General features: G+C 75.6%; 23 protein-coding genes. 5 read left to right on the forward strand and 18 right to left on the reverse strand.

Annotation, left to right across the window (positions count from 1 at the left end; genetic code table 11):
- A partial coding sequence (locus ACTHLI_RS00450) for a GNAT family N-acetyltransferase (RefSeq protein WP_440180668.1) occupies positions 1–663 on the reverse strand: 663 nt, incomplete at its 3' end.
- A 39-nt stretch (positions 664–702) separates the two neighbouring features.
- Between ACTHLI_RS00450 and ACTHLI_RS00455 the strand changes: the two genes are divergently transcribed.
- Positions 703–1,758: a histidinol-phosphate transaminase gene (locus ACTHLI_RS00455; protein WP_440180669.1), complete on the forward strand. Its 1,056-nt coding sequence runs from the start codon at positions 703–705 to the stop codon at positions 1,756–1,758.
- Here the strand turns inward: ACTHLI_RS00455 and ACTHLI_RS00460 are convergent.
- From ACTHLI_RS00460 to ACTHLI_RS00475, 4 genes are read right to left on the reverse strand one after another with little or no spacing between them, the layout of a single operon-like run.
- Positions 1,751–3,595, reverse strand: a complete 1,845-nt coding sequence (locus tag ACTHLI_RS00460) for a glycoside hydrolase family 15 protein (protein WP_440180671.1) — start codon at positions 3,593–3,595, stop codon at positions 1,751–1,753. The two genes, ACTHLI_RS00455 and ACTHLI_RS00460, sit on opposite strands and share 8 nt — an antisense overlap.
- 51 nt (positions 3,596–3,646) lie before the next feature.
- A complete protein-coding gene (locus ACTHLI_RS00465; protein WP_440180673.1) occupies positions 3,647–4,483 on the reverse strand; it encodes a putative RNA methyltransferase in 837 nt (278 codons plus the stop codon).
- Entirely contained in the window at positions 4,480–5,109 is a 630-nt protein-coding gene (locus tag ACTHLI_RS00470) for a uracil-DNA glycosylase (protein WP_440180674.1), read from the reverse strand. The genes ACTHLI_RS00465 and ACTHLI_RS00470 overlap by 4 nt, the downstream gene beginning before the upstream one ends.
- Before the next feature lie 24 nt (positions 5,110–5,133).
- Positions 5,134–5,754, reverse strand: a complete 621-nt coding sequence (locus ACTHLI_RS00475) for a TetR family transcriptional regulator C-terminal domain-containing protein (protein ID WP_440180676.1) — start codon at positions 5,752–5,754, stop codon at positions 5,134–5,136.
- Between the two features lie 152 nt (positions 5,755–5,906).
- Between ACTHLI_RS00475 and ACTHLI_RS00480 the strand changes: the two genes are divergently transcribed.
- On the forward strand, positions 5,907–6,422 hold the full coding sequence (locus ACTHLI_RS00480; RefSeq protein ID WP_440180678.1) for a hypothetical protein: 516 nt from the start codon (positions 5,907–5,909) through the stop codon (positions 6,420–6,422).
- A 4-nt stretch (positions 6,423–6,426) separates the two neighbouring features.
- On the opposite strand, the gene proC is transcribed toward ACTHLI_RS00480, so the two are convergent.
- Both proC and ACTHLI_RS00490 read right to left on the reverse strand, forming a co-directional pair.
- Entirely contained in the window at positions 6,427–7,248 is an 822-nt protein-coding gene (proC, locus tag ACTHLI_RS00485; protein ID WP_440180680.1) for a pyrroline-5-carboxylate reductase, read from the reverse strand.
- Between the two features lie 25 nt (positions 7,249–7,273).
- Positions 7,274–8,650, reverse strand: a complete 1,377-nt coding sequence (locus ACTHLI_RS00490; protein WP_440180682.1) for a serine hydrolase domain-containing protein — start codon at positions 8,648–8,650, stop codon at positions 7,274–7,276.
- Between the two features lie 60 nt (positions 8,651–8,710).
- Between ACTHLI_RS00490 and malQ the strand changes: the two genes are divergently transcribed.
- Positions 8,711–10,810, forward strand: a complete 2,100-nt coding sequence (gene malQ, locus ACTHLI_RS00495; RefSeq protein ID WP_440180684.1) for a 4-alpha-glucanotransferase — start codon at positions 8,711–8,713, stop codon at positions 10,808–10,810.
- Positions 10,811–10,814: 4 nt separating this feature from the next.
- On the opposite strand, the gene ACTHLI_RS00500 is transcribed toward malQ, so the two are convergent.
- Positions 10,815–12,065 carry an Nramp family divalent metal transporter gene (locus ACTHLI_RS00500; protein WP_440180686.1) on the reverse strand — a complete coding sequence of 417 codons (1,251 nt, stop codon included), beginning with the start codon at positions 12,063–12,065 and terminating at the stop codon, positions 10,815–10,817.
- Between the two features lie 43 nt (positions 12,066–12,108).
- Positions 12,109–14,115, reverse strand: a complete 2,007-nt coding sequence (locus ACTHLI_RS00505) for a cytochrome c oxidase assembly protein (protein ID WP_440180687.1) — start codon at positions 14,113–14,115, stop codon at positions 12,109–12,111.
- Between the two features lie 115 nt (positions 14,116–14,230).
- Here ACTHLI_RS00505 and ACTHLI_RS00510 point away from each other — a divergent pair, with 115 nt between their 5' ends.
- Entirely contained in the window at positions 14,231–16,489 is a 2,259-nt protein-coding gene (locus ACTHLI_RS00510) for a heavy metal translocating P-type ATPase (RefSeq protein WP_440180689.1), read from the forward strand.
- A 28-nt stretch (positions 16,490–16,517) separates the two neighbouring features.
- Here ACTHLI_RS00510 and ACTHLI_RS00515 read toward each other — a convergent pair whose 3' ends face one another.
- Genes ACTHLI_RS00515 through ACTHLI_RS00535 form a run of 5 tightly spaced genes read right to left on the reverse strand, consistent with a single transcriptional unit; the run spans position 16,518 to position 20,704 of the window.
- Positions 16,518–18,128, reverse strand: coding sequence for a copper resistance CopC/CopD family protein (locus tag ACTHLI_RS00515; protein WP_440180691.1), 1,611 nt, complete (start codon positions 18,126–18,128; stop codon positions 16,518–16,520).
- On the reverse strand, positions 18,125–18,847 hold the full coding sequence (locus tag ACTHLI_RS00520; protein WP_440180692.1) for a YcnI family protein: 723 nt from the start codon (positions 18,845–18,847) through the stop codon (positions 18,125–18,127). Before ACTHLI_RS00520 ends, ACTHLI_RS00515 begins: the two co-directional genes overlap by 4 nt.
- A gap of 14 nt (positions 18,848–18,861) precedes the next feature.
- A complete protein-coding gene (locus ACTHLI_RS00525; protein WP_440180736.1) occupies positions 18,862–19,497 on the reverse strand; it encodes a DUF5134 domain-containing protein in 636 nt (211 codons plus the stop codon).
- 29 nt (positions 19,498–19,526) lie between these two features.
- Entirely contained in the window at positions 19,527–20,342 is an 816-nt protein-coding gene (locus ACTHLI_RS00530) for a M48 family metalloprotease (protein ID WP_440180693.1), read from the reverse strand.
- A complete protein-coding gene (locus ACTHLI_RS00535; protein ID WP_440180694.1) occupies positions 20,339–20,704 on the reverse strand; it encodes a BlaI/MecI/CopY family transcriptional regulator in 366 nt (121 codons plus the stop codon). The genes ACTHLI_RS00530 and ACTHLI_RS00535 overlap by 4 nt, the downstream gene beginning before the upstream one ends.
- A gap of 75 nt (positions 20,705–20,779) precedes the next feature.
- Here ACTHLI_RS00535 and ACTHLI_RS00540 point away from each other — a divergent pair, with 75 nt between their 5' ends.
- Positions 20,780–21,961, forward strand: a complete 1,182-nt coding sequence (locus tag ACTHLI_RS00540; protein ID WP_440180696.1) for an MFS transporter — start codon at positions 20,780–20,782, stop codon at positions 21,959–21,961.
- Here ACTHLI_RS00540 and ACTHLI_RS00545 read toward each other — a convergent pair.
- From ACTHLI_RS00545 to ACTHLI_RS00560, 4 genes are read right to left on the reverse strand one after another with little or no spacing between them, the layout of a single operon-like run.
- A complete protein-coding gene (locus ACTHLI_RS00545; protein WP_440180698.1) occupies positions 21,958–23,259 on the reverse strand; it encodes a D-arabinono-1,4-lactone oxidase in 1,302 nt (433 codons plus the stop codon). The two genes, ACTHLI_RS00540 and ACTHLI_RS00545, sit on opposite strands and share 4 nt — an antisense overlap.
- Entirely contained in the window at positions 23,256–24,473 is a 1,218-nt protein-coding gene (locus ACTHLI_RS00550) for an alanine racemase (protein WP_440180738.1), read from the reverse strand. The genes ACTHLI_RS00545 and ACTHLI_RS00550 overlap by 4 nt, the downstream gene beginning before the upstream one ends.
- A complete protein-coding gene (locus ACTHLI_RS00555; protein ID WP_440180700.1) occupies positions 24,473–25,708 on the reverse strand; it encodes an MFS transporter in 1,236 nt (411 codons plus the stop codon). Before ACTHLI_RS00555 ends, ACTHLI_RS00550 begins: the two co-directional genes overlap by 1 nt.
- Entirely contained in the window at positions 25,705–26,307 is a 603-nt protein-coding gene (locus ACTHLI_RS00560) for a TetR/AcrR family transcriptional regulator (protein ID WP_440180701.1), read from the reverse strand. The genes ACTHLI_RS00555 and ACTHLI_RS00560 overlap by 4 nt, the downstream gene beginning before the upstream one ends.
- Positions 26,308–26,358: the final 51 nt, after the last annotated feature.

Below are 26,358 nucleotides of genomic sequence, written 5' to 3' on the forward strand. Positions count from 1 at the left end.
GCCGAACAGCCGCGCGAAGCGCTGCCCGACGATCTCGACGTCGCCGACCGTGCGGCGCCGCGCCGCCGCGAAGAGCGGCTGCGCGGCATCCATCGCGCTCGCCCGCCCCACGAAGTGCAGGCGGCCGGGGACGTCGCCGCCGATCCAGCCGGCCCGGCGCGTTTCGATCGCGAGGTCGGTCGACCAGGTGGCCGGCCCGAAGCCGTACCGGGCGTAGATGGTCGCCTCGGAGACGGTGAGGATCGCGAGCGGCGCACCGGCGGCGGCCGCGACCCGCAGCTCGGACTCGAGCAGCTGCCGGGCGATGCCGCGGCGCCGGTGGGTCGGCGCGACGGTGACGCTGCTGATCGCCCACGCGACGACCTCCCCGCCCGGCACCGTGAGCGCGGCGGGCCAGGACCCGACGGTGGCGACGGGGACCTCCGGCTCGGCGGCACCCGGGTCGTGGACCGCGACCGTGCGCTGGAGCGGGAAGTCGCCGCGCAGGTCCTCGAACCGCTCATCGGAGACGGCGGGGTCGTGGAAGCCCCGCGCGTCCGCCTCCGCCCATGCCCGGGTCGCGGCCTCGTCGGCCGGGTCGAGCACGGTCATCCGCAGCCCGTGCGCCGCCAGCGCGGCGGCCGCGGCCTCGTCGACGGGGATGGTCAGCGCGTCCGCGTGCATCCTCCGAGCCTAGAAGGCCCCCTCGATACGCTTCCGGGCATGGCCGTTCCTCCCCTCCGCATGCGTCCGGAGATCGCCGCGCTGCCCGCGTACAAGCAGGGCAGGCAGGCCGTCGCGGACGGGTACAAGCTCTCCTCCAACGAGAACCCGTTCGGCCCGCTCGTGGAGATCGTGGAGGCCGTCGCCCGCGCCGAGGTCAACCGGTACCCGGACGCGACCGGCCCGGCCCTCCGCGCGAAGCTCGGCGGCCGCTTCGGCGTCGGACCGGGCGAGGTGCACCTCGGTGCCGGGTCGGTCGCGCTCCTCAGCCAGTTCCTGCTCGCGGTCTGCGAGCCCGGCAGCGAGGTCGTCTACGCCTGGCGGTCCTTCGAGGCGTACCCGGGCCTCGTGACCGTCGCAGGCGGCAGGAGCGTGCAGGTGCCGCTCGGCCCTGGGGCGGGGCACGACCTCGACGCGATGGCCGCGGCCGTGACCGACCGCACCCGCGCGGTGATCGTCTGCAGCCCGAACAACCCGACCGGGCCGACGGTGCCCGCGGAGGCGTTCACGCGCTTCATGGCCGCGGTGCCGTCGGACGTGCTCGTGCTGCTCGACGAGGCCTACGCGGAGTTCGTGCGCGACCCGGACGCCGTGGACGGGTCGCGCCTCATCGGGCGGTACCCGAACCTCGTCGTCCTCCGCACCTTCTCGAAGGCGTGGGGGCTCGCCGGGCTCCGCCTCGGGTACGCGATCGGCCCGGAGGCCGTCCTCGACGCCGCGCGCGCGGTCGCGATCCCGCTGTCGGTGACCGGGCAGGCGCAGCTCGCCGGCCTCGTCGCGCTCGACCACGAGGACCTGCTGTCCGCGAGGGTCGAGGACATCGTGGGCACGAGGACGCGCCTCGTGGCAGGCCTCAGGGAGCTCGGGTTCGAGGTGCCGGACGCGCAGGGCAACTTCGTGTGGCTCGCGCTCGGCGACGCGACCGGCCGGGCCGACGACGTGTTCCACGAGCACGGGGTCGTCGTCCGCGCGTTCCCGGGCGACGGCGTCCGCATCTCCGTCGGCGAGCACGAGTCCGTCACCCCCGTGCTCGAGGCCGCGGCCCTCCTCAGGTGAGCTCGCGGATGACGCTCGCGGCCTGCACGAGCGCGAGGTGGCTGAGTGCCTGGGGCAGGTTGCCGAGGAAGTCGGCCGATCCCTCCTCCGCCATCTCGGACATCACGCCCACGTCGTTCGGCACGGTCGCCAGCAGCTCGTCCATCAGGGCCGTGGCCTCGTCCGTCCTGCCCACGCAGGCGAGGGCGGAGACCGTCCAGAAGGCGCACGCGACGAAGGTGCCCTCCTCCCGCTCCATCCCCGAGTACCGGTAGAGCAGCGGCCCGCGGCCGAGCTCCGCGCGGAGCGCGTCGATGGTGCGGGACATCCGCTCGCCGCGGTCGAACCCGCTCACCGAGTGCAGGAGGACGGAGGCGTCGAGCGCCTTCGACCCCTTCGCCATCACGTAGGCGCCGCGCTCCTCGTCCCAGCCGTGCCGGTCGATCCAGCGCCGGATGCGGTCCTTGTGCCGCTCCCACCGCTTCCTGGCCCCGGGCGGCGGCAGGAGGTACCCCATGTCCTCGAGCGCGCAGGCGGCGTCGAGAGCCTGCCAGCAGCCCATCTTGCTCGAGACGTAGTGCTGCAGGGTGGTCAGCTCCCACATGCCCGAGTCCTTCTGCATCCACCGCTCGCACACCTCGTCGGCGAGGCGCACGAGCAGGTCGCTCGAGGCCTCGTCGAGCAGGTTCCCGTCCGCGGTGTAGGAGCGCATCAGGCCGATGAGGTCGGCGTAGACCCCGAGCTGCAGCTGCCCGCTCGCCTGGTTGCCCTTCAGCACCGGCCCGATGCCGCGCCAGCCCGGCGCGTCCATCCGGTGCACCCCGTCGGTGGGGCCACCGTCGAGCGACAGGAACACCGCCATGCCGCGCTTCGTCCTCGCCTCCAGCGCCTTCAGCATCCACGAGACCGCGCCGTGGGGCTCCTCCCGCAGGCCGAGACGGAGGAACGCGTCGACCGTGTAGGCGAGGTCCCGCACCCACGCGAACCGGTAGTCCCAGTTCTTGCCCCCGTCGAGGTCCTCGGGGAGGGACGTGGTCGCCGCGGCCGCGATCGCGCCAGACGGGCTGTAGACGAGCAGCTTGAGCGCGAGCGCGCTGCGCAGCACCGCCTCCGGCCACGGTCCGTCCCACGAGAAGACCTTCGACCACTTCTGCCAGTCCGCGATCGTGCGGTCGACCGACTCGTCCGCGGTGCGCGGGTCGGGAGCGCGCACCGGCTCGTCCTCGGTCCCGGTGAGGCAGAGGACGTGGCGGGAGCCCGGCGCGGTCGTGAACGCCCCGCGGAAGTCGGGCCCCCAGTCGGTCGCCCTGCCCCTGCCGGGATGGACCGGGTCCTCACGTCCGATGTCGGAACCGGTCAGCGCGATGTTCGTGGCGCCCGCGCGGAGCAGCGGCACGTTCCCCGTGTCGATCCGCTCGATCGCGTGCGTGCCGAAGACGTTGCCCGGCTCGACGATCCAGCGCATCGGCACGGCGCCGGTGACGCCCTCGACCCGGCGCACGAGCTGCATCCACGGCAGGCGCCCGGCGACGCCCGTGCTGAGCACGTCGGTCACGTCGACCACGCCGGACGCGCACGTGAAGCGGGTGCGGAGGACGTTCGTGCCGTCGACGTACTCGCGCGTGACCGTGAAGGGCTCGGCGGGCTGCAGCTCGAAGCGGCCGCCCTGCTCCGTGTCGAGCACGGCCGCGAACATCGGGGGCCGAGGCGTGCCGGGGACGGGCAGCCAGTCGATCCTCCCGTCGAGGGCGATCAGCGCGACGGTGCGGCCGTCGCCGATCGCCGCGTACTCCCGGAGCGGGACGTAGCCGTCGACGCGCGACGAGGTGCTGGATTGTCGAGGGGTTGCCGGCGCCACCGGTCCACGGTATTGGCGTGTCGCCGAGGAGTCCCTGGAACCGGCGTCGGATCAGCGCGCGAAGCGCAGCACCCGCACGTCGACCGTCACCGCGACGGGGCCCTGCTCCGCCGCCCGTCGCCGGACGTCGTCGTGATCCAGGTGGTGGCCGCTCGGCCCCATCAGCACCACCCGCGCGACGTCCTCCGGCGACAGCGTGCGGCGAGCGGTGATCCGGTCGTCGGCGACCGGGCGGAGCGGCAGCATGCGCTGCTGCAGACGGGCGCCCTTGTCCGCGCCAACCGCGAGCGTGCCGAACGGCCCGCGCAGCTCCGTGAGGTGCGCCGCCTCCGGGATCACCACGACGACGACGCCATCGGGGGCGAGCACCCGGTCGAGCTCCCCGCCGTGCCGCGGCCCGAACACGACGAGCGCCGCGTCGATCGAGCCGGTGGCGAGCGGGATCCGGGTGCGCAGGTCGGCGGTCGCGGCCGCGGCCCTGGGATGCGCTGCCGCGGCGAGCCGGATCGCCGGAGCGGACGCGTCGAGCGCGACCCCCCGCGCGCCGTGCCGGTGCTCGAGCACGGCGGCCAGGTAGGTGCCTGGGCCGGAGGCGAGATCGGCGATCCGCCGCGCGTCCTCCTGCACCGCCGCCACGACCGCCTCGGTGATCGGCGCGTAGTGCCCGGCGGCGAGGAACGCGGCGCGGTCGCGCACCATCGCGGCGGTGTCGCCCGGCACCGTCGCTCCGGTCGCGAGCGCGGCGTAGCCCTGCCGCGCCACGTCGAAGGCGTGCCCCTCCTGGCACCGCAGGGTCGAGCCCTCGCGGTCGAGCGGGCCGAGGCAGACCGGGCACGCGAGCAGCGCGAGGGCCCCGTCGAGCGCCGCGAGCCGGCCGGGCGCCGTCACGCGGCCGACCCGCCGAGCTCCGCCATCTGCGCCGCGAACAGGCCGGCGCCGCCCTGTGCGGGATGCCGCACCGCGATCGCGGTGACGCCGGCTGCGGCGAGCGCGTGCTCCGCCTTCCTGCCGACGGCCACGACCCGCTCGATGCCGAGGGCGCGGATCAGCTCGACCGCGATGGGCGCGCCCGCGAGCACCTCCGGGGCGCGCGGCGCGCGGTTCGTGGCCCGGTCGGGGGCGCGGAACGGATGGTTCGGGACCACCGGCCAGTGCACGGGCTGCCGCGGCCACGACCGGCACGCGCGCTGCACGATGGATGCCGAGAGCTCCCAGGCCGCAGCGGGATCGGCGGGCGCAAGGAAGCCGTCGCCGCCGGCGTCTCCGGTGAGCAGCCCCGGCCGGGCGGTCAGCTCCCGGACGCTCATGAACGGCACCCCGGTGACGGTCGCGCCCCGCCAGCCCGGCGCCTCGCCGATGAGCGCCGTCGTCGCGCCCGCACTGATGGCGAGGTAGCGACGGAGGTTCGTCAGCCGGAGGGCGCCGTCCGGGGTGCGCTCGTCGTAGAGGAACTCGGCGTCGGCCGGCGTGCGCTCCCGGAGCGCCGCGAGCAGGTCGAAGAAGCGCTCGAGCACCGCCCCAGCCTGCCGCCTCCGCGGTCAGCCCGCGATCGCGGACGCCTCCGCGTCCCCCGCGAAGCGCGCGCCGAGGTGCGTCCGCGCGACCGAGTGCAGCAGGCGGAGGCGGTCGAGGCCCGTGCGGTAGCCGACGAGCGAGTAGGCGTTGACGCCGTCGATCACGGCGAGCAGGTGGGTCGCGACCTCGTCGGGGTCGACGTCGAGGTAGTCGCCGGACTTCACACCGCGGCGCACCACGGAGGCGACGAAGGCGTGCCAGGCGCTCTCCTCCGCGCGGACGGCGCCGCCGAGTGCGGGGTTGCGGCGCCCGAGGCTCCACGCCTCGAGCCAGACCGCGTCGACGTCGAGCCGCACCGGCTCCGCGAGCGTGTCGAGCAGCACCGTCAGCTGGCGGACCGGCGCGGGATGCGCGAGCACCTCCCGCTTCACCTCCGCGAGCTCGGCGGCGACGATCCGCGAGAACGTCGTCGCGACGAGCTCGTCGAGGTCGGGCCAGGCGGCGAGCACGGCGCGCTCCGCCGCGCCGAGCCGGGTTGCCGCGCTCGCGATCGTGACGGCGTGCAGGCCGTGATCGAAGGCGACGCCGACCGCCGCGGTCAGCACCTCCTCGTGATCGAGGTGCCGATGCTTGGTGTGGCGCACGTCCGCTCCTTCCGGTGTCGGGCCACCAGGCCGCATCCGCGTCGCTTCCGGGTGTGTCCTCATGGTGATGGCCGCACGGGATGATTCGCGGCCGCGCCCGATCAGGAGGGCCCGGGTACGTACCCCCAGAGCAGGGGATCTACGCTCCACCCGTGGCAGGCGCGGATCCGATCGCGGAAGCCAGGGCGCGGTTCGCCGCTGCTGCCGCGGCCCTGGCGACGGTGCCCGACGACGCGGTCGCCGAGTTCGTGCCGCCGTCGCGGCGGCTCGGGCTCCGGAGGGCGGCCCGGCTGCGCCCGGTCGGGCGCGCATGGCGCCTCGGCGTGCTCCTGCTGTCCGCGGACGGGACGGTGCGCGCGACCGGATCGGTGACGAGGGCCGTCCCGCCCGGGCATCCCGGGCACATGGCGGCCTCGACGGAGCAGCGCCGCCAGGTGCGGGACGCCGCGTTCCGCGGGCCCTTCCCGGAGGGCGCGACCGTGTGGTTCGACTCGCCCGTGATCGATCTCGCCGCGCTCGATGGCGCAGCCGGGCCGCTCTTCCTGCGGGACGGGCGGGTGCTCGTCCGCTGGAGCGTCTCGGCCGACGACGACGCGGCGCGCGAGCTCGGCGCCTACCTCGACGAGCGGGTGGCGCTGATCACCCACCCGCCGCAGGGCGCGACGTAGCCCGTCAGCGGCCGGCGAGCTCGTCGGCGCGGCGGAGCGCACCCCGCAGCGCCGCGGCGATCAGCTCGCCCAGGGCGCCGTCCTCCTCGAACACGGCCACGGCCGCGGCGGTCGTCCCGTTCGGGCTCGTGACCGCGCGCCGGAGGGCCTCCGGCGACTCGCCGGACGCATCGAGCAGGGCGAGCGCTCCGGAGAACGTCGCGGCGACCGTGCGCTCGGCGTCGCCGCGGTCGAAGCCGAGCTCCACGGCCGCGTCCGCGAACCGCTCGAGCAGGAGGTAGACGTACGCGGGGCCGCTCCCGGAGATCGTCGAGATCCGGTCGATCCGGTCGTCGTCGAGCACGACGACCTCACCGAGCAGGTCGAACGCCGCCGTCACGGCCGCGAACCCGGCGTCCGTCACCGCCCTGCCCCTGGCGAGCCCGGTGACGCCGCGCCGCACCCGCACCGGGGTGTTCGGCATCGCGCGGACCAGCGGCGCGCCGGCGGGCAGCACGGCCTCGAGCGGCGCGAGCGGCGTCCCGACCGCGAGGCTCACGACGACCGCCTCCGGTGCCAGCACGGGCCCGATCTCCCGCAGCAGGTCGGCCGTGCCGACGGGCTTCACCCCGGAGATCACGATCCCCGCGCCCTCGACGGCCCTGCGGTTCGCGGCGGGGTCCGCCTCGAGCGCGACCGCCCGCACGGGGCCGCCGGCGAAGCGCGCGGCCGACGCGGCCGTGCGGGTCGTCGCGCGGAGGTCGGTCGCGCCGGCGTCGGCGAGCCCGGTCAGGATCGCGGAGCCGAGGTTGCCGCCGCCCAGGACGGCCACGGGAGGAAGTGCCACCCGGCCAGCGTAGGCGGGCCGGCGCTCAGTGCAGGGGCCGAGGCGCCCGCTGCCCGAGGGTCGTCGATCCGGGCGGGAAGTCGAGGGGCGTCGTGCGCCAGCGGCTCACGATCGACCCGTCCGGCGTGAGCTCCACGAGGAGGCGGTGGGGGCTCTCGAGGAACACGAGGTCGAGGCGGAGGACGTCGCCCGCCCAGCCGCCGGACACCGCGACGGGCGGCGCGTCCGCCTCCTCGACGGTGGTCCATCCGGGGCGCCCGACCGGCAGCGGGAGCACGACGCGCGCGTCCCGGAGCTCCACGCCGTCCGGGGTGCGGGACGCAGTGAGCTCGGCGCCGCGCCAGGTCTCCGGCACGGTGCCGGTCGGCTCGGGCGCTCCGGAGGAGGGCGGCAGCTCGAGGTCCGCCAGCCGCGCCGCGAGCGCCGCGTCGGCCTCCTCCCCCTCGCCGAGACCGTCGCCGAACGCGGGCAGCAGGTGCTCCCACGCGGCGTCGAGCACCGCCTGCATGTCCTGCTCCGCGGAGGTGATGGCGAGCACGACGTCCTGGTCAGGCAGGATCACGCAGAACTGGCCGTAGGCCCCGTCGCCGCGGTAGCCGTGCCGAGCCATCCAGACCTGGTAGCCGTAGCCCTGCGCCCAGTCGGGGTTCGCCTCCCGCTCCGTCGACACCCTGGGGGTGCGCACCTGCTCGGCCCAGCCGTCGGGCAGCAGCCGCTCCCCCTCCCACTCGCCGAGGGCGAGGTGCAGCTGCCCGAGCGCGGCGATCGCTTCGGTCGTGGCGTGCAGGCCGGAGAACCCGAGCGCGCGACCGGGCGGGTACTCCTGCCAGCTCACGGGCGGCACCCCGAGCGGGTCGAGCAGCCGGGGGCGGAGGTAGGACACCAGGTCGGTGCCCGCCGCCCGCTGCAGGATGGCGGCGACCGTGTAGTTCGCGGGCTGGTTGTACGCGAACCAGCTGCCCGGCTCGTGCTCGGGCGCGTGGAGCAGGAAGCCGCGCACCGGCTCCGCCGGGTCGGTCGCGACCGCGGCCTGCACCATCTCCGCGTGGTGGCCGGACGCCATCGCGAGCGCGTGCCGCACGAGGATGCGCCTGCTGGCCTCCGGGAGCTCGTCGCGGAACTCCGGGAAGTGGTCGGCGACCGCGTCGTCGAGCGAGAGCAGCCCCTCCTCGACGGCGAAGCCGACGGCGGTCGACAGGAAGGTCTTGCTGAGCGAGTACAGGAGGTGGAGGCGCTCCGGCGTGTACGGCGCCCACCACCCCTCCGCGACCACGGACCCGTGCCGCAGGAGCATCAGCCCGTGCGGGTCGATGCCGGGGTGCTGCTCGAGGGCGTCGACGAACGCGGCGACGCCGGAGGCGGCGACACCGGCGTCGGAGGGGCGGGAGCGCGGCAGGGCCATGGGATCACTGTTCCGCCTTCATGCTGGGCGCTCCCGGGGCGCGCCGACGAGAATCCAGGGGTGACGCTCCCGGACCAGTCCCTGCTCGACCTCGCCGACGCATACGGCGTCGCCACCTCGTTCACCGACTGGCGCGGCGAGACGCGCACGGTGTCCACCGAGACGCTGACCGCGGTGCTCGGTGCGCTCGGCGCCGACCCCGCCGATCCCGGCGCGGCCCTGCGGGACCGGTGGGACGAGCCCTGGCGCCGCACCCTCCCGGCGTGCACCGTCGCGACCGAGGGCGAGGAGCGGCTCGTCTGGATGCACGTCCCGGACGGCGCGCCCGCGGTCCTCGCCGTCGAGCTCGAGGGCGGCGGCCGTCTCGACCTCGAGCAGGTCGACCAGTGGGTGCCGCCCCGCGAGGTGGACGGTCGGCGCATCGGCGAGGCGACCTTCCGCATCCCCGCGGGACTGCCGATGGGGTACCACCGGCTGGTCGCGAGCTCCGACGGGATCGCGGAGGAGGACGCCCCGCTGATCGTGACGCCGGCCCGGGTCGGGATGCCCGCCTCGATGGGCGACCGGCGCGGCTGGGTGCTCTCCACGCAGCTGTACAGCGTGCGCTCGGCCGGGTCGTGGGGCGTCGGGGACCTCACGGACCTCACCGATCTCGGGGTGTGGGCGGGCGCGGACCTCGGCGCGGACTCGGTGCTCGTGAACCCGCTCCACGCGGCGGAGCCGGTCCCGCCGCTCGAGCCCTCGCCGTACCTCCCCTCGTCCCGCCGCTTCTTCCATCCCCTGTACCTGCGGGTCGAGGCGGTGCCGGAGTACGCCGCGCTGCCCTCGAGGGCCAGGGCCCGGATCACGGTGCTCGCCCGCAGGGTGCGGGAGCGGGCCTCCGGTGAGGCCATCGACCGGGACGCGGCCTGGAGCGCGAAGCGGGAGGCGCTCCGGCTGCTGTTCGCCGTGCCGCGCTCCGCCGGCCGGGAGCGCGACCTCGCCGCGTTCCGCCGCCGGGAGGGGGTCGCGCTCACCGACTTCGCGACCTGGAGCGTGCTCGCGGAGACGTACGGCAACGACGCCCGGCAGTGGCCGGAGGGGCTGAGGAGCCCCGGCTCCCCCGAGGTGGCGGCGTTCGCGGCGGAGCACGAGGCGGCGATCGACTTCGCCTGCTGGCTGCAGTGGCTGCTCGACGAGCAGCTCGCGCACGCGCAGGACAAGGCGCTCTGCACGGGGATGGGGATCGGGGTCATGCACGACCTCGCGGTCGGCGTGCATCCCGGCGGGGCGGACGCGTGGCGGCTCGGGGACGTGTACGCGCAGGGCGTCTCGGTCGGCGCCCCGCCTGACCCCTTCAACCAGCTCGGCCAGAACTGGCTGCAGCCGCCGTGGCGCCCGGACGCGCTCGAGGCAGCCGCGTACGCGCCCTTCCGCGACATCATCCGCGCGGTGCTGCGCCACGCGGGCGGGGTCCGGGTCGACCACATCATCGGCCTGTTCCGGCTGTGGTGGGTCCCGGAGGGCGCCGACGCGGACCGCGGCGCCTACGTCCACTACGACCACGAGGCCCTGATCGGCGTGCTCGCCCTCGAGGCCGTGCGCGCCGGCGCGGTGGTCGTCGGCGAGGACCTCGGCGTCGTCGACCCGTCCGCCCGCGCCTACTTCGCCTCCCGGGGCATCCTCGGCACCTCGATCCTCTGGTTCGAGCGGGAGGACGGCGCCCCGCTCCCCGCCGAGCGGTGGCGCGAGCAGTGCCTCGCCTCGGTCACGACTCACGACCTGCCGCCCACGGCCGGCTACCTCGAGGGCGCGCACGTCCGGCTCCGGGCCGAGCTCGGGCTCCTCACCCGACCGGTCGAGGAGGAGCTCGCGGCGGACCGCGAGGAGCAGCGCGGCTGGCTCGACGAGATCCGGCGCCGCGGGCTGCTCGGCGACGACGCCGGGGAGGAGGCGACGGTCCTCGCCCTCCACCGCTACCTGACCCTCACCCCCGCGCGCCTGCTGAACGCGGCCCTGGTCGATCTGGTGGGCGACCGCCGGACGCAGAACCAGCCGGGGACCGTGGACGAGTACCCGAACTGGCGGGTGCCGCTCTCCGGGCCGGACGGCGAGCCGATGACGCTCGAGGCCGTGTTCGCCTCCGAGCGCGCCGCCCGGCTCGCCGCGATCCTCCGCTGATCGCTCAGCCCGATCCGCGCAGCGTGAGGAGGAGGAGCGCGAGGTTGAGCGCGACGATCAGCGCGGTCGCCGCGATCGAGACCACGCGCAGCGGCACGCGGTTCGCGAACGCGCCCATCACCCCCTCCCGCCCGGTCAGCACGGCGAGCGGCACGAGCGCGAACGGGATGCCGAGCGAGAGCACGACCTGGCTCAGGACGAGCGCCAGCGTCGGGTCGACCCCGGCGCCGAGGATCACGAGCGCGGGGATCAGCGTGACGATCCTCCTGAGCAGCAGCGGCACGGAGACGCGCAGCAGCCCCGCCATGATCGTCGAGCCCGCGTAGGCACCGACCGAGGTCGACGCGAGGCCGGAGGCGAGCAGCCCGATCCCGAACGCCGCCGCGACCACCGGGCCGAGCGCCGCGCCGATGGCCGCGTGCGCGCCCTCGATCGTGCCGGTGCCCGGCGTCCCCGGCAGCGCCGCGGCGGCGAGCAGCAGCATCGCGACGTTCACCGAGCCCGCGATGGCGAGCGCCAGCACCACGTCGAGCCGGGTGGCGCGCAGCAGGGTTCGGACCCGGCCCGGGTCGTCGGAGACGCCGTGGCGGTCGCGCGCGAGGGCCGAGTGGAGGTAGATCGCGTGCGGCATCACCGTGGCGCCGAGCATGCTCGCGGCGACCAGCACCGATCCGGCGTCGGTGAACCGGGGCACGAGGCCGGCGACGGCGGCCCGCCAGTCCACGGGGCTCACGACGAGCCCGGCGACGAACCCGACGGTGATCACCGCGAGCAGGGCGATCACGACGGCCTCGAACGTGCGCTGCCCCCTGGCCGACTGCACGGCGAGGATCGCGATCGACACCGCCCCGATGAGCACGCCGGCCGGCAGCAGCGGGATCCCGAGCAGCAGCTGGAGCGCGATCGCGCCGCCGATCACCTCCGCGACGTCCGTGGCCGCGGCGACCAGCTCGGCCTGCAGCCAGAACGCGATGCGGCCGGCCCGCGGCAGCCGGTCGCCGAGCTGCTCGGGCAGCGAACGGCCGGTGACCACGCCGAGCTTCGCGGAGAGGTACTGCACGACCACCGCGACGACGTTCGCCGCGACCAGCACCCAGACGAGCAGGTACCGGTGCGTCGCCCCGGCGGTGACGTTCGCCGCGACGTTGCCGGGGTCGACATAGGCGATGGCGGCGACGAAGGCCGGCCCGAGGAGGCGGAGCAGCCTGCGCTCGGGCGGCCGGCTCACCTCCGCTGTCCGCACCGCGCTCCTCATCGTCGGGTCGGGCGAGCGTACCGGCGACGCGATCGGGGTGCGCTCAGACGGTGCGGTCGGAGGCGGGTGCCGGCGCGTCGTCCCTGGTCTGCAGCTTGGCGAGCATGGTGTTGTACGCCTCCCAGCTGTCGTCCGTCCCCTGATCCAGGTGCCGATCGACGCGGGTCGCGACCCGGCTGTCCTGCCTGGCCCACTGCGTGACGAGCGCGACGATGACGATCACGAGCGGGAACTCGCCCGCCGCCCACGCGATGCCGCCGCCGACGGCCTGGTCCGCGAGCAGGCTCCCCGCCCATGGCGCGTCGATCCAGCGGTAGAACTCCCCCGCGATCACGTCCTTGCTCGTCATCACGGCGACGCCGAAGAACGCGTGGAACGGCATGGCGGCGAGCACCATCCCGAGCTTGCCGATGTGCGGGATCGGCCGGGGCGGCGCGTCGACGCCGATCACCAGCCCGTAGAACATCACGCCGACGACCATGAACTCGAGGTTCATGACCTGGTGCGCCCAGTGGTAGCGGAGCGCCTGCTCGAAGATCGGGGTGAAGTACAGGACGTAGTACGCGCCGACGAACCGCACGAACACGAACAGCGGGTTGTAGAGCACGTGCGTCACCCGCCAGCCGAGCATCGCGGCGATCCACTCGCGTGGGCCGGCGGGCTTCGACCGTCCGTGCGCGGGCAGCGCGCGGAGCGCCAGCGTGATCGGTCCGCCGAGCACCAGCAGCAGCGGGCCGAGCATGTTCAGCGCCATGTGCAGCACCATGTGCAGGCTGAACACGGCGCTCGAGTAGCGGCCGAGGCCGCTCGAGGTGGTGAGGACGACGACGGTCCAGCCGAGCAGCCAGGCCACGGTCCTGCCGGCCGGCCACGCATCCCCCCTCCGTCGCAGCGCGACGACCCCGGCGACGTAGAGCGCCGCGCCGACGACCGAGATGAGCAGGAACAGGAGGTTCGGGCGCCAGTCGAACATGAGCACCGCGGCGGTGGGGGCCGCCTTCACGTCGTAGCCGAAGAAGATCTGCGCGATCGAGGTCGGCACGAAGTACTGGGGCGGGGGCACCCGGCTCATCACGAGCCAGACCCCGAGCAGCAGCGCCGCGGGCAGCAGCGCCACGCGCACGAGCGCACCCGAGGTGCGCCGGAGCGCCGCGAGGTCGGTCGCGCGCCTGGACGCCGCGAGCCCGCGCGCGATCGGCACCGCGAGCACCGCGAGCAGCACGAACCGGGCGACGAAGAGCCATGCGGTGGTCGACCCGAGGAACGGGGACCCGGTCAGCTCGAACAGCGCGAGCACGACCTCGCACACCGCGGTCGCGACCCAGGCGAGACCGAGGATGCGCCACACGCGCTGCAACGAGACCAGCCCGGGCAGCGGCCCCGCGACACCGCGGAACCGCGTCACCGCGAGCAGTCCGACCAGGACGATCATCGCGGGCGTCCCGACCGTGCCGGCGTCGCTGCCGAAGTCGTGGTTCGGCCCGACCAGCACCTGCGTGGTGACGACGGGCGGCAGCAGCGCCACGAGCGCGACGGCGAGCAGCGAGGCGTGCGCCTGCCAGGTGTGGGCGAGGAACGCGGTGATCGCGATCGCCGCGGCCAGGACGGCGACGACGAACCAGGCGGTGGGAACGTAGGAGGCGGCCACGAGGTAGCCGGCGGCACCCGGCACGAGCAGCCTGGTGAGGGGCTGGCCGCCCGTGTCCGCGGCGTCGACGAAGATCAGCGCCGCGGAGGCGACCGCCCACACGGTCGCCGAGCGCACCACGGGCCTGGCGTCCGTGAAGTAGTCGATCGTCATGCGGTGCTCGCCGGACCGCTGCCGCGCGAGGACGGCGTACGCCAGGCTCCCGACGCACCACGTGGAGGAGACCACGGCGACCGCGTGCAGCAGCCCGCTCGCCAGCGACGTGGCGAGCCCCGGCACGCTCCGCCCGAGGAGCCGGTACGGCTCCCCGCCGAGCAGCACGACGGCGACCGCCGTCGCGACGATCGGGAGCAGCGCGGCGACGATCAGCAGGACGTCGGTGCGCGGCCGCCGGTCAGCCACGGGCCTCGCCGATGACGGGCGGCTTCCTGCACATGGGACTTCCCTCGTCGGCGGTCGGTCGGGCCTGGCGATTCTACAATTCGTAAAGCGACCGACGAACCGAGGAGGTGCGCCCATGACCACGCTTGCCGATCAGCCTGCGATCGACGCGATGGAGGACGTCGTCGAGTTCGACATCGCGGGCATGACCTGCTCCGCGTGCGCCACCCGCATCGAACGGAAGCTGAACCGGCTCGACGGTGTCACCGCGAGCGTCAACTTCGCGACGGAGCGCGCGACCGTGGTCGGCCTCGGCGGCGACACCGCAGGGGGCATCGCCGCGGTCGAGAAGGCGGGGTACCGCGCCGCGCTCCACGTGCCGGGCGACGACGAGTGGTCGCGGCGGGCGACGAGCGACCGCATCGACTCCCTCCGGCGCCGGCTCTCGGTGTCGGCGCTCCTCAGCGTGCCGCTCTGCGACCTCACCATCCTGCTCGCGCTCGTGCCGTCCTGGCGGTTCCCCGGCTGGCAGCTGCTGTGCGTGCTGCTGTCGGTGCCGATCGTGACCTGGGCCGCGTGGCCGTTCCACCGGGCGACGCTCCGGAACCTCCGGGCCGGGTCCCTCAGCATGGACACGCTCGTCTCGCTCGGCGCGGTGGTCTCCTTCGCGTGGGCGATCGTGGTGCTGGTCGGCGGCCCGACGGCGGCCGGCTACTGGATCGGCTTCGGGCCCACCCCGCCCGGCGCCGACGCGATCTACCTCGACGTCGCGGCCGGGATGGTGACCTTCCAGCTCGGCGGCCGCTACTTCGAGACGCGCTCCCGCCGCCGCGCCGGGGACGTCCTGCACGCGATCTCCGGGCTCGCCGCGCGCTCCGTCCTCCTCCGCACGCCGGACGGGGACGTGGAGGTGCCCGCCGGGCAGGTGCGCCGCGGTGACGTGGTGGTGGTGCGGCCGGGCGCGACGATCCCCGTCGACGGCGTCGTCGAGGCGGGCAGGTCGTCGGTGGACACGAGCACGATGACGGGCGAGGCGGCACCGGCGGAGGTCGAGCCGGGCGGCTCGGTCGCCGCCGGCACCGTGAACGGGTCGGGCGCGCTGACGATCGTCGCCGAACGCGTCGGGCAGCACACGCGCCTCGCGCAGCTCGCGGCGATCGCCGACGAGGCGCAGCGGCGCAAGGCGGGCGTGACGAAGCTCGTCGACCGGATCTCCAGCGTGTTCATCCCCGCCGTGATCGTGATCGCGATCGCCGTGACCGCCGTCTGGCTCCTCGCCGGCGCGCCGGTCGGCGCCGCGATCGGGGTCGGGATCGCCGTGCTCATCATCGCGTGCCCCTGCGCGCTCGGCCTCGCGACGCCGACCGCGCTCATGGTCGGGGTCGGGCGCGGCGGCCAGCTCGGGATCCTCGTCAAGGGCCAGGACGCGCTCGAGGCGAGCGGCCGGATCGACACCGTGGTGCTCGACAAGACGGGCACCGTCACCACGGGCGCGTTCGCCGTCGGGGACGTCCGGCCGCTCGCGCCGGTCACCAGGACGCAGCTGCTGGGGCTCGCGGGCGCGCTCGAGCAGGCCTCCGAGCACGCGATCGGCCGTGCGATCTCCGGGGCGGCCGCCGCGGAGCTCGGCCGGCCGGAGCCGGTCGAGGACTTCGAGGCGCTGAGCGGGCTCGGCGCCGTCGGCATGGTGGGCGGCAGGCGGGTGCTCGCGGGCACGCGGCGTCTCCTCGCGGAGCAGGGCGTCCCGATCCCGGAGGCGCTCGAGACGGTCGTCGCCGAGCTCGAGTCCGAGGGCCGCACGCTCGTGCTGGTCGCCGTCGACGGCGAGGCGGCCGGGGTGCTCGGACTGGCCGACGACGTGAAGGCGACGGCCCGCGAGGCCGTCGCCCAGCTGAAGGCGATGGGCTTGCGCACCGTGCTGCTCACCGGCGACACCGCACGCGCCGCTGCCGCGGTCGGGGCCGTGCTCGGCTTCGACGAGACGATCGCGGAGGTGCTGCCCGCGGACAAGGCCGCCGTGGTGGCGGACCTCCAGCGGCAGGGGCGCAGGGTCGCGATGGTCGGCGACGGCATCAACGACGCCGCGGCGCTCGCCTCCGCTGACCTCGGGATGGCGATCGTCACCGGCACCGACATCGCGATGAAGTCCGCGGACGTGATCCTCGTCCGGGACGACCTGCGCGCCGTGCCGGACGCGGTCGCGCTCGCGCGGCGGATGCTCGGCACGATCCGCGGCAACCTGATCTGGGCGTTCGGCTACAACATCGCCGCGATCCCGCTCGCCGCCTCCGGCCTGCTCAACCCGCTCATCGCGGCCGCCGCGATGGCCCTGTCGTCGGTGCTGGTCGTGACGAACAGCCTCCGCCTCCGGAACTTCACCCCGCACCAGGGCTGACGCACCCGGCCCCACCGCCGCGGCCGCATCACCAGACCGGCCAGGACACCTCCGCGGCGTAGGCGGAGGCGGTCGAGCGCTGGGCATCGAGCTGGAGGGTCCACTCCCCGGCGAGCGGCAGCGTCGCGTCGGTGCTGCGCCAGCCGGTGCCGTCCCGTCGGAAGGCGACGTCGAGCGCCGCGATCCCCGGTGTGCTGAGCGTGCCGGTGAGGGTCTGCAGGCGCACCGGCTCGCGTCCGTCGACGGCGCGCACCCGGATGACCGCGGCGCCGCGGCGGGTGCTCCCGACGTCGACCACGAGCCGGTCGGCGCCGATCGCCGCGGAACGCGTGACGGGCGGCCCGTAGGTCTCGGCCGCGGTCGCCGTGCCGGTGAGCACGCCGGTCACGCCGAGCACGGCGATCACGCCGACGACCTCGATCGCGACGACGGTCCGGAGCCGCGCGGCCGCGGACGCGGCTCGCCCGGCGACGACCCGCTGGGACGCGGCGGCCACCACGATCACCGCGACCACGAGCGCGAGCTTGAGCAGCAGGAGGCGGCCGTAGCCGGTGCGCCAGAGCGCGTCGAGCGGCGCGACGACGGGGAACGCCTGGACCTCCCCCGTCACGACGAGGACGCCGATGCAGGTGAACGCCGCCAGCGACCACCGCCTGAGCACCCGCAGCGCCGCGGCGGGACGCCTCCTGAGCCGCGGCAGCACGACGGCCACCACCACGAGGAGGCCGCCGAGCCAGAGCACCATCGCCGCGAGGTGCAGCACCGCGGCCGGCAGCAGCAGGGCGACCGCGCCGTCGGCGGCGTGCCCGAGGAGCGCGACCGTGACGAGTACGAGTGCAGCGGCGACGAGGGCCGCCGAGCCCGTCCTCCGCCGCGGTCCGGCCAGCCGGAGCGCAGCGAGGACGGCGAGGAGCAGCAGCCGCGCGAGCAGCACGAGCCCCTGGACGCTCGCGAGCGTCGGGCCGAGATCCTCGAACCGGAGGACGCCGCTCCAGCCGGCGCCCGCCGCGCGGGGTCCGCGCAGCAGCAGGTCGGCGAGCGTCGCGACGGCGGCGACGGCGAGGCCGGCGGCGGCGATGCGCCTCGTCCGACGGCGCCGGAGGACCGACGGCCAGAAGGCGGACGCGGCCCAGGGCGCGCCGAGCCCGGCGGCGAGCCCGAGGTACAGCGCGCCGGTCGCCGCCGCGTTCGCGCCGTCCAGGGGCGATGCGGTCGTCACCGGCCCCGCGACCGCGGCGACGTCGCGGCGCACCCCGAACCGGATCGAGCCGGCGACCACGTGGCCGTCCGCGGAGACCACGCGCCAGGAGACGCTGTAGACCCCGGCAGGCACCGCCGCCTGCAGCGGGACGATCACGGTGTCGCCGGCCTCGCGCGGGCCGCCCGCGTCGACGCGCGCCCCGGTGGAGGAGAGCACCGCGGTCGCGCCGGGCGGCAGCGTGACCGCCTCGTCGAACACGAGCCGCACGGCCGCCGGTGCCCGCTCGACCCGGGCCCCGTCGGCCGGGTCGCTCGACACGAGCACCGCGTGCGCGGACGCCGCGGCCGGGGGCAGGAGGAGGACCGCCGCGACCGCGAGGAGGAGCGCCGGGAGCAGCCGCCGCCACGCGGGCGACCTGGCGGCCGTGGCCGCGCTCACGCCGCCCGACGCGGCGAGCCGCGCAGCACGGCGACGATCGCGACGAGCAGCGCGACGACGGCGATGACGATCCCGACGATCCCCACCACGAGTCCGGCGCCGTCGCCCGGGCTCGTCGTCGCGGTCGTGCCGGACGCGGACACCGTGGGCCCGGTCGCGGCGGCCGGCGCGGCGAGCTCGAGGACGGGCGCCGGATGCGTGGGCTCCGCGGTCCCGGTCTTCACCTCGTTCCAGTTCACCGTCGTCCCGTCGCTGTAGGTCTGCAGGGTCGGGAAGCGCACCTGCGCGGTGTCCGGCAGCGGCCCGGCGGCGACCGCGAACTCCTGGAACTGCCCCGGCTCGATCGCCGCCCCCGCGGAGTCGGCCTTCCAGTCGATCCTCGACACGGCGGTGGTCACCGTGCCGTCGTCGGTCGTGATCGGCTTCGCGAGCCGCTCCGTCGACACCGTCGCGGTCCAGCCCGCGACCGGCTGGATGCTCGCGGAGGCGATCGGCGTGCCCGTCGGGAACGTGATCGCGATCCCGGTCGTGGCGGCCGTCGCCGACTCGGTCGGCACCCGGAACGTCAGCACGCCGTAGCCGCCCCGCGTCGCATCGGTGCCGGACACCTCGACGTGCGCGGACGCGGCGGTGGCCGAGACGAGGACGGCGCCGACCGCGAGCAGCAGCCCGGCGGCGATCCTGGCGCCGTGGCGGCGGGAGGGGGTGGAGCGGGACACGGGATCTCCTTGCATCAGGTCATCAGGACGAGGAAGGCGTAGGACATGCCTGCGGCCATCGCCGCGGAGGCCGCGAGGTCCGCGACCGCCACGCGGTGGGCGACGCCGGCCGCCTCCCGGACGAGCAACACGAGCAGCACGACGGCGGCGCCTCCGAACGCCGTGCCGAGCGCGATCGAGACCGCGAGCGCCCACGGCGCCCACCCGGTCATCGCGGCCGCCGGCGCGGCGGTCATCGCGGTCATGGCGGTCATACCGGTCATGGAGCCCATGGCCGCCGTGCCGCCCGGCGCGCTCGGGATCATCGCGACGGCCATCCACACCATCGCGAGCAGCATCCCGGCGTGGTACCAGAGGCCGGCCACCCCGCCGTGAGCGCCGTGCCCGACGCCGAGCTGCGCGTCGGCCGCGGGCCGGAAGAGGGCGACCCCGACGTACCAGAACGCCCCGGCCGAGAAGACCACGACCTGCGGCAGGGCGGGGGCGGCCCACGGCCACGGCATCGCGACCATCGCCGCGCTCATGAGCAGGTGGACGAGGTTCGAGACGCGATCGGGTGCGTCGCGCGCCACGACGACCCGGCCCGCGTACCAGAGCGCGAGCAGGGCGAAGAGCACGGACGCGACCGCGGCCGTCGAGGGCGTGCCCATCGTCACGCCGCCGGCCCCATACCGGAACTCTACAGTTTGTAGAGAGTCGCCGTCCCCATCCCGGTCGGTCTCCGGGCCGTGACCGGCTCGCTCAGCCGGGCGGCGCGGATCTCAGCCCACTCGTTCGGCTCCAGCCGGGCCGTGGTGCGCAGCGCGCTCGCGAGCACCTCGGCGCCGCACCGTCTGGCCGCGGCGTCGTCCGCGGCGAGCTCGACGAGCACGTGCACCGCGGTGTCGAACGCCCGGGCGCCGAAGAGGGCGGGTACGCACGCGCGGTTGAGCCGGGCGAGGAGCAGGAGGAGGTCGTGCCGCCCGCTGAGGTGGGCGCGCTCGTGCTCGAGCACCGCGCGCAGCTCCCCGGGGGTCAGGACCGCCACGAGGCCGGAGGTGACGACGACGCGGCCGCCGTCGCAGGTCGAGCTGAACGCGAGCGGCCTGGCGGAGCGGACGACCAGCACGGGCACCTGCCCGATCCGGTCGATCCGCTCGGTGCACGTCGCGGCGAGCAGATCGAGGTCCCGTGTCGTGGCGTCCCGTCGCGCCCGGATCGGCTCGGCCCTCGTCAGCACGAGGGCCGCGGCGCCCCCGGTGGCGGCGAGCGCGGTCCACGCGACGAGCCCGGCGACCCAGCCGAGGTCGAGCGGCTGCGTGCGCGCTGCGAGCGCGAGCATCACGCTCCACAGCAGGCTGCCGAGGATGGCGGCGGCCCCCAGCAGGAACGTCGCGATCCAGGCCGCGAGCAGTAGGCGCGGACGGCGCACACCGGCGCCCTCCACCCGGAGCAGCCGGGGCGCACCGAGCACGCAGACCGCCGCGAGCGCGAGCAGGACGACGAGCGGGATCACGGGGCGCCGTCGGCGACGGCGCGCCGCAGCACCGCGAGGTCGGCGTCGGTGAGCTGCCCGGCGAAGGACAGGAGCGCGGCGCTGCGGTCCGAGGATTCGAGCAGGGCGGCGAGCATCGTCTCGGCGGCGACGCCTCCCGCCACCTGCCGCACCCGGAAGCGCGCCTCCGCGCCGTCGATCCGCTCGACGGCTCCGGCCTGCTGCAGTCGCGTGAGCACCGTGATGACCGTGGTGAACGCGGGTCGCGGCTCGTCGCCCGGCCAGCGCTCGAGGAGCATGCGCGCGGAGACGGGGGCGTCGGCGTCCCGCAGCAGGGCGAGCACCGTGGTCTTCAGCTGCCCGTGCGCCCGGCGACCGACCATCGCGCCTCCCGTCCTCGTGCGACGTGTCTACCAGAGCTCCCGGGCGGCGCGGACCGGACCTGCGAGGCTCGACGCGTGACCGGAGCCCCCGAGACGACCGCCGCACCGCCCCGGCTCATCACCTCGCTGCTCGCCACCTCGCTGCTCGGCCGGTTGCCGCAGGCGATGAGCGCGCTTGCGCTCGTCCGCATCGTCGTGGACAGCGGGGGCGGCTACGCGTTCGCCGGCGCGTTGAGCGGCGGTTACGTGATCGCGTCGACGGTCGGCACGCCGCTGCTCGGGCGGATGGTGGACCGCTCCGGCCGGCCACGCGCGGTGCTGGTCGGCGCCGCGGCCCTCTCGACCGCGGCGCTGCTCGGGCTCGCGGCGCTCGTGACGGCCGTCCCGGCGGCCGCGTTCGCCTGCAGTCTCGTCGCGGGCTTCGCGTTCCCGCCGCTCGAGCCGACGCTCCGCAGCCTGTGGCCCAGGATCGCCGGCGGCCGGTCCCTCGCCCGGCTCTTCAGCGCCGATGCGGCGGCGCAGGAGGTGCTCTTCATCCTCGGCCCACTGCTCGCGGTGGGGGCGGCCGCGGCGTTCGGCGCGACGGGCGGCGTGCTCGTCATGGCGGCCGCCGGGCTCGTCGGCACCGGGCTGTTCTGCGCGCACCGGCTCCTCCGTCCCGTCCCGGCTCCGGCCGCGCACGCCGGCGACCACCCTTCGGCGCTCCGCACGCGGGCCGTGCGGACCCTGCTGGTCGCGCAGGTGACGGCCGGGCTGCCGATCGGCGTCCTCACGATCAGCGCCGCGCGGCTCGCGACCCTCGGCGGCGTCCCGGCGCTGAACGGCTGGGCGCTCGCGTTCAACGCAGGAGGCGCGCTGACGGGGGCGCTCCTCGTCGCCCGCTTCCCGCTGCGCTCGGCGCCGGAGCGGTCGCTGCGGGTCCTCCTCCTGCTGCTGGCCGCGCTCTACCTGCCGACCTCGGTGTTCGGGCTGACGCCCGTGCTGTGGCTGGTCGGCGCCTACGTCGCCGGCCTGACCCTCCCTCCGCTGCTCACGCAGGTGTTCTCGATCACGGCGCGGGCGACCCCGGAGGGGGCCCTGACGGAGGCGAACGGGTGGGTGATCAGCGCCTTCGGCGTCGGGATCGGCGCCGGGACGGCGGTCGCGGGCGTGCTCGCTGGTGCGGCGGGTAGCGGCGGGGCGACGATCGCGGTCCTCGGCGCCTCCGCGCTCGCCGCAGCGGGCGCCACGGTCGCCTCCCCGACCCGCCTGCGCTAGCCGAGCACGCGGTCGAGGTGCGCGTTGCGGAGCAGGCCGCCGGGGTCGAGCCGGCGTCGGACGGCGAGGAAGTCGTCGAAGCGCGGGTAGCGCGTCCGCAGGTCCGCCGCGTCCCGCGTGTGCAGCTTGCCCCAGTGCGGACGCCCGTCGAAGCCGCGGAAGACGCGCTCCGCGAGCCGGAAGTACTCGCGCCGCACATCCCGGTGGTAGCAGTGCACGGCGATGTAGCCCGTCGGCCGGCCGAAGGAGGTGCTGAGCCAGGCGGAGTCGTCGGCCGCCGCCGCGCGCACCTCGACCGGGAAGGAGACCCGCAACCCCCTGCGTCGCAGCGCCGACCGGAACGCCTCGAACGCCTCCGGCAGCACCTCGAGCGGCACCGCCCACTCCGACTCCGCGAACCGCACCCGCCGCGGGGAGGTGAACACGTCGTGCGACGGTGCGGTGTAGCGCCGCTCGGCGACGGTCCGCGCCGCGATCCGGTTGATCGTCGGCACGAGCGCAGGCGCGCGGCGTCCCGCCCTGCAGGTGAGCTCGAACAGCCCGTTCGACACCAGCTCGTCGTCCACCAGGCGGCGGAGGCGCGAGCCGCGCGGCCCCACCTCCTCCAGCGGGATGCGGGTGTTCGTCTTCGTCAGCGCGAGCCGCGTGCCCGGGAACCAGTAGAACTCGACGTGGTCGGCCGCCGCGACCCGGTCGCCGAACCCCGCCACGACGGACTCGAGCGGCTCCGCGCGCTCCTCGGCCGCCAGCCCGAACGCCGGGACGCACTGCAGCGTCACGGCGGTGACGACGCCGAGCGCGCCGAGCGACACGCGCGCGGCGGGCAGCAGCGGGTCGTCCTCGCCGAGGTCGAGCACCTCGCCGGCGGGCGTCACCAGCTGCAGCCCGACGACCCGGGAGGCGATCGGCCCGAACGCGGCGCCCGTCCCGTGCGTCCCCGTGGCGATCGCGCCCGCGATCGTCTGCCGGTCGATGTCGCCGAGGTTCTCGAACGCGAGGCCGAAGCGGTCGGCGAGCCGCGCGGCGGCCGCGATGGTGGTGCCGCCGCCCACCGTGATCCGGCCGCGGTCGCGGTCGAGACCGCGCAGCCCCGCGAGCCCGCGGGTCTCGAGCAGCATCCCCTCGGTGCGCGCGAGCGCCGTGAAGCTGTGCGCCGACCCGACCGGCCGGACGGCGAGACCGCGATCGGATGCGCGCCGCATGGCCCGTGCGACGCCGTCCGCGGACCGGGGCCGGACGACCTCCGCCGGCGTCGACCGGCTCGTCCTGCCCCAGTTCGTCCAGGTGCGCTCGCTCACGTGTAGGTCTCCCCCTCGCCCCGGTAGGTGGCCCACGCCCCCTCCAGCCGCCCCGCCCGCACGAGGTGGTACCGGGCGAGCCGCTCCGCGGCCTCACCCGACTTCGTGTGCCGCAGCACGACCCGGTCGCCCACGCGGAGGGCGCCGCCCCGCACCGGGGTCTGCACCTCCCCCGCCTGCTCGCGCGGCTCGTACGCGAGTCCCTCCGGCCAGACGGGCAGCGGCCGACGGTCGGGCCCGATCGGGCCGGAGGCGATCCACCCGCCACCCTCGAGCGTCGCGATCCCGCGCGCGGGCGTCCGGACGACCGCGAGGACGAAGGACGCGGCCGGGGCCGGCCGGAACGCCAGGTACCGGTCGAACAGGTGGCCGCCGAACAGCCCGCTGCCCGCGGTCAGCTCGGTCACCGAGCCGTCGTCGATCGTCGCCTCGATCGAGCCGGTGCCGCCGCCGTTCACGAACTCGAGGTCCGCGATCGGGCGCAGCCCGGCGACCGCCTGCTCGCGGCGCGCGAACGCCTCCTGCGCCGACCGGCGCTTGACGCCCGCGATGACCCGCTCGTAGACGCGGTTCGCCCCGTACCGGTCGACGACGCCGGCGATCTGCGCCTCGTAGCCCATGAGGCCGACGAGCCGGAACCCCGGCCGCATCGCGATCTCCTGCCCGAGCGCGATGGCCGCGGCGGCGTCCCGGAGGGGCGAGCGCCGCACGCCGAGGTGGCCGAGCACCGGCAGGTCGATGCTCATGTCGAGATCGAGCGCGACCCGCAGCACCGGGCGGGCGGCGGGGTGCACGACCGCGTCGACGAGGTCGAGCTGGGCGACCGAGTCGACCATCAGGGTGATCCGGGCCGCGGCGCGCTCGTCGGCGGCGAGCGCCGCGATCGCCGCGCGGTCGACCGTGGGGTAGCCGAGCACGATGTCGTCGATCGTCGTGGAGAGCCGGAGCGCCTCGCGGAGGGAGTAGGCGAGCACCCCGCGCCAGCCGGGCAGCGCGAGGACGGACTCGATCGCCTCCCGGACGCGGAGCGACTTCGTCGCGAGCCGGATCGGCCTGCCAGCAGCGCGCCGCACGAGGTCGTGCGCGTTGAAGGCGAGCGCGTCGAGCTCGAGCACGCCGAACGGCGCGTCGAGAGCGGCGGTCGCCGCGAGCACGCCCGGCCAGAACCGGGCCGGATCGGTCCACGGGGTCGCCTGCGGCGGGTCGAGCGCGATCACGCGACACCTCGCACGCGGGCGACGGAGAGCGCGCCGAGCGCCGAGAGCACCCCGGCGCCCACGAACAGCGCCGCGAAGCCGCCGGAGAGCGCGATCAGCGCGGCGCCGACGATCGGTCCGAACGCCTGGGGCACCGCGAGCGCGACGTTCATGATGCCGAGGTCCTTGCCCCGGTCCGCCGGATCCGGCAGCACCTGGGTGGCGAGCGCCTGATCGACCGCGAGGAAGACCCCGTACCCGGCACCGAGCAATGCCGCGCCGACCAGCGCGGCCCCGTACGCCGGCACGAGGGCGAGCAGCAGGCCGGCGAGGGCCTGCAGCACGGCCGCGCCCGCGACGAAGACCCGGCGCCGGCCGCTCCGGTCGCTCGCCCGCCCGGCCAGCAGGCTGGCGACGATCAGCGCGACGAGGTACACGAGGACGAGCGGGATCAGGTCGTTCGCGGCCTGCCGGTCGTGGAGGCCGTCGGCGAGGAAGTAGAGCAGCAGGCTGGTGCCGAGCGCGTTGCCGAGGTTCACGAGCAGCCTGCCCGCGAGCGTCCACGCGAAGTCGGGGTGCGTCCGCGGGTCGATCCAGAGGGAGGCGACCATGCCGCCGATGCGGAGCCGCGGGGACGCCGTGGTCGCGGGCGGGTCGGGCAGGCGCACGAGGAGCGGCAGCACCAGCACCACGAGCACGACCGCGACGAGGGCGTAGGAGCCGAAGCGGCTGAGCGCGAGCGCCTCCACCAGCACGAGCCCGAGGATCGTCCCCGCCGCCTGCGGCACGGAGACGAAGGCGGAGACGAGCCCGCGCTGGCCGACCGGCACCTGGTCGGCGATCAGCGCGGTGAGCGCGGACGACACCGCGGCGAAGCCCGCGAGCGCGATCGACCAGGCGACGCCGACCCCGATCGCGCTGTGCTGGGCGCCCAGCAGCAGCAGGCCCGCCGCGAACGCCGCGGTGCCGAGCGCGATCCACGGGCGACGGCGGCCGAACCGGGAGACCGTGGCGTCGGACAGCGCACCGACGACCGGGAACGCGACGAGCGCGGCGACGCCGGCGACGGCGGAGATCCAGCCGAACCGGACGATCGTGTCGATGAAGCCGTGCGCGGCGCCGAGTGCCGCGACCTGATCGGGCAGGAGCAACTGGATCACCGTGAGCTGCGCGAGCCACACCCCGAGCCAGGCCAGCGCGAAGCCCGTCACCCAGGAGGCACCGACCCTGGTGCGCGGCTCGACGGCGATCATGCGACGACCTCCGCGGTGAGGGCCATGAGCGCCTGGGCGCCCACGGCGAGCGCGCGGCGCGCTGCGGGGATGTCGCGGTCGACGGACCACCTGGCGGCCACCCCGTCGGTGAGCACGAGCACGAACCGGGCGACGTCGCAGGAGGGGATTCTCCAGCGGGCGCCGAAGCGCGCCTCCGCGGCCTCGACGAACGAGGCGATCGCGGCGGCGTACTGCTCGTAGACCGCGACGGCGAGGTGCCGCAGGGCGGGCGCTGAGCGGCTCCAGGCGACGATGTCGAGCAGCGCGAGCTCGGCCTCCGCATCCGCCTCCGCCCGGTCCAGCCAGCCCAGCAGCGCGCCGACGACGTACTCGCGGAGCCCCGCCGCCTCGACCACGGCCTCGGCGACCGCCGTCGTCTGCGTGGCGAGGATCGACGCGACGAGCTGCTCGACCATGTCGTCGTAGGAGTCGAAGACGTAGTGGAAGCTCGCGGTCGGCATGCCGGCCTCGGCCGTGATGGCGCGGGTCGAGGCACGGCCGATCCCGTCCCTCGCGATCACCCGCAGCGCGGCGGCGAGCAGCGTCGCGCGCCGCTCCTGCACCGCGATCCGCCGCATGGCGCCTCCTGGTCACGGAGTTGGACGGTCGTCCAACTCCCGCACCATAGC

This window comes from Amnibacterium sp. (assembly GCF_051956055.1).
GTDB lineage: Bacteria > Actinomycetota > Actinomycetes > Actinomycetales > Microbacteriaceae > Amnibacterium.

Excerpts from the sequence above, each read along its gene's own strand:
- ACTHLI_RS00455 (WP_440180669.1), top strand. The coding sequence starts at position 703 with ATGGCCGTTCCTCCCCTCCGCATGCGTCCGGAGATCGCCGCGCTGCCC.
- ACTHLI_RS00490 (WP_440180682.1), bottom strand. The coding sequence starts at position 8,650 with ATGGCCCTGCCGCGCTCCCGCCCCTCCGACGCCGGTGTCGCCGCCTCC.
- ACTHLI_RS00500 (WP_440180686.1), bottom strand. The coding sequence starts at position 12,065 with ATGAGGAGCGCGGTGCGGACAGCGGAGGTGAGCCGGCCGCCCGAGCGC.
- ACTHLI_RS00510 (WP_440180689.1), top strand. The coding sequence starts at position 14,231 with ATGACCACGCTTGCCGATCAGCCTGCGATCGACGCGATGGAGGACGTC.
- ACTHLI_RS00525 (WP_440180736.1), bottom strand. The coding sequence starts at position 19,497 with ATGGGCACGCCCTCGACGGCCGCGGTCGCGTCCGTGCTCTTCGCCCTG.
- ACTHLI_RS00535 (WP_440180694.1), bottom strand. The coding sequence starts at position 20,704 with ATGGTCGGTCGCCGGGCGCACGGGCAGCTGAAGACCACGGTGCTCGCC.
- ACTHLI_RS00555 (WP_440180700.1), bottom strand. The coding sequence starts at position 25,708 with ATGATCGCCGTCGAGCCGCGCACCAGGGTCGGTGCCTCCTGGGTGACG.
- ACTHLI_RS00560 (WP_440180701.1), bottom strand. The coding sequence starts at position 26,307 with ATGCGGCGGATCGCGGTGCAGGAGCGGCGCGCGACGCTGCTCGCCGCC.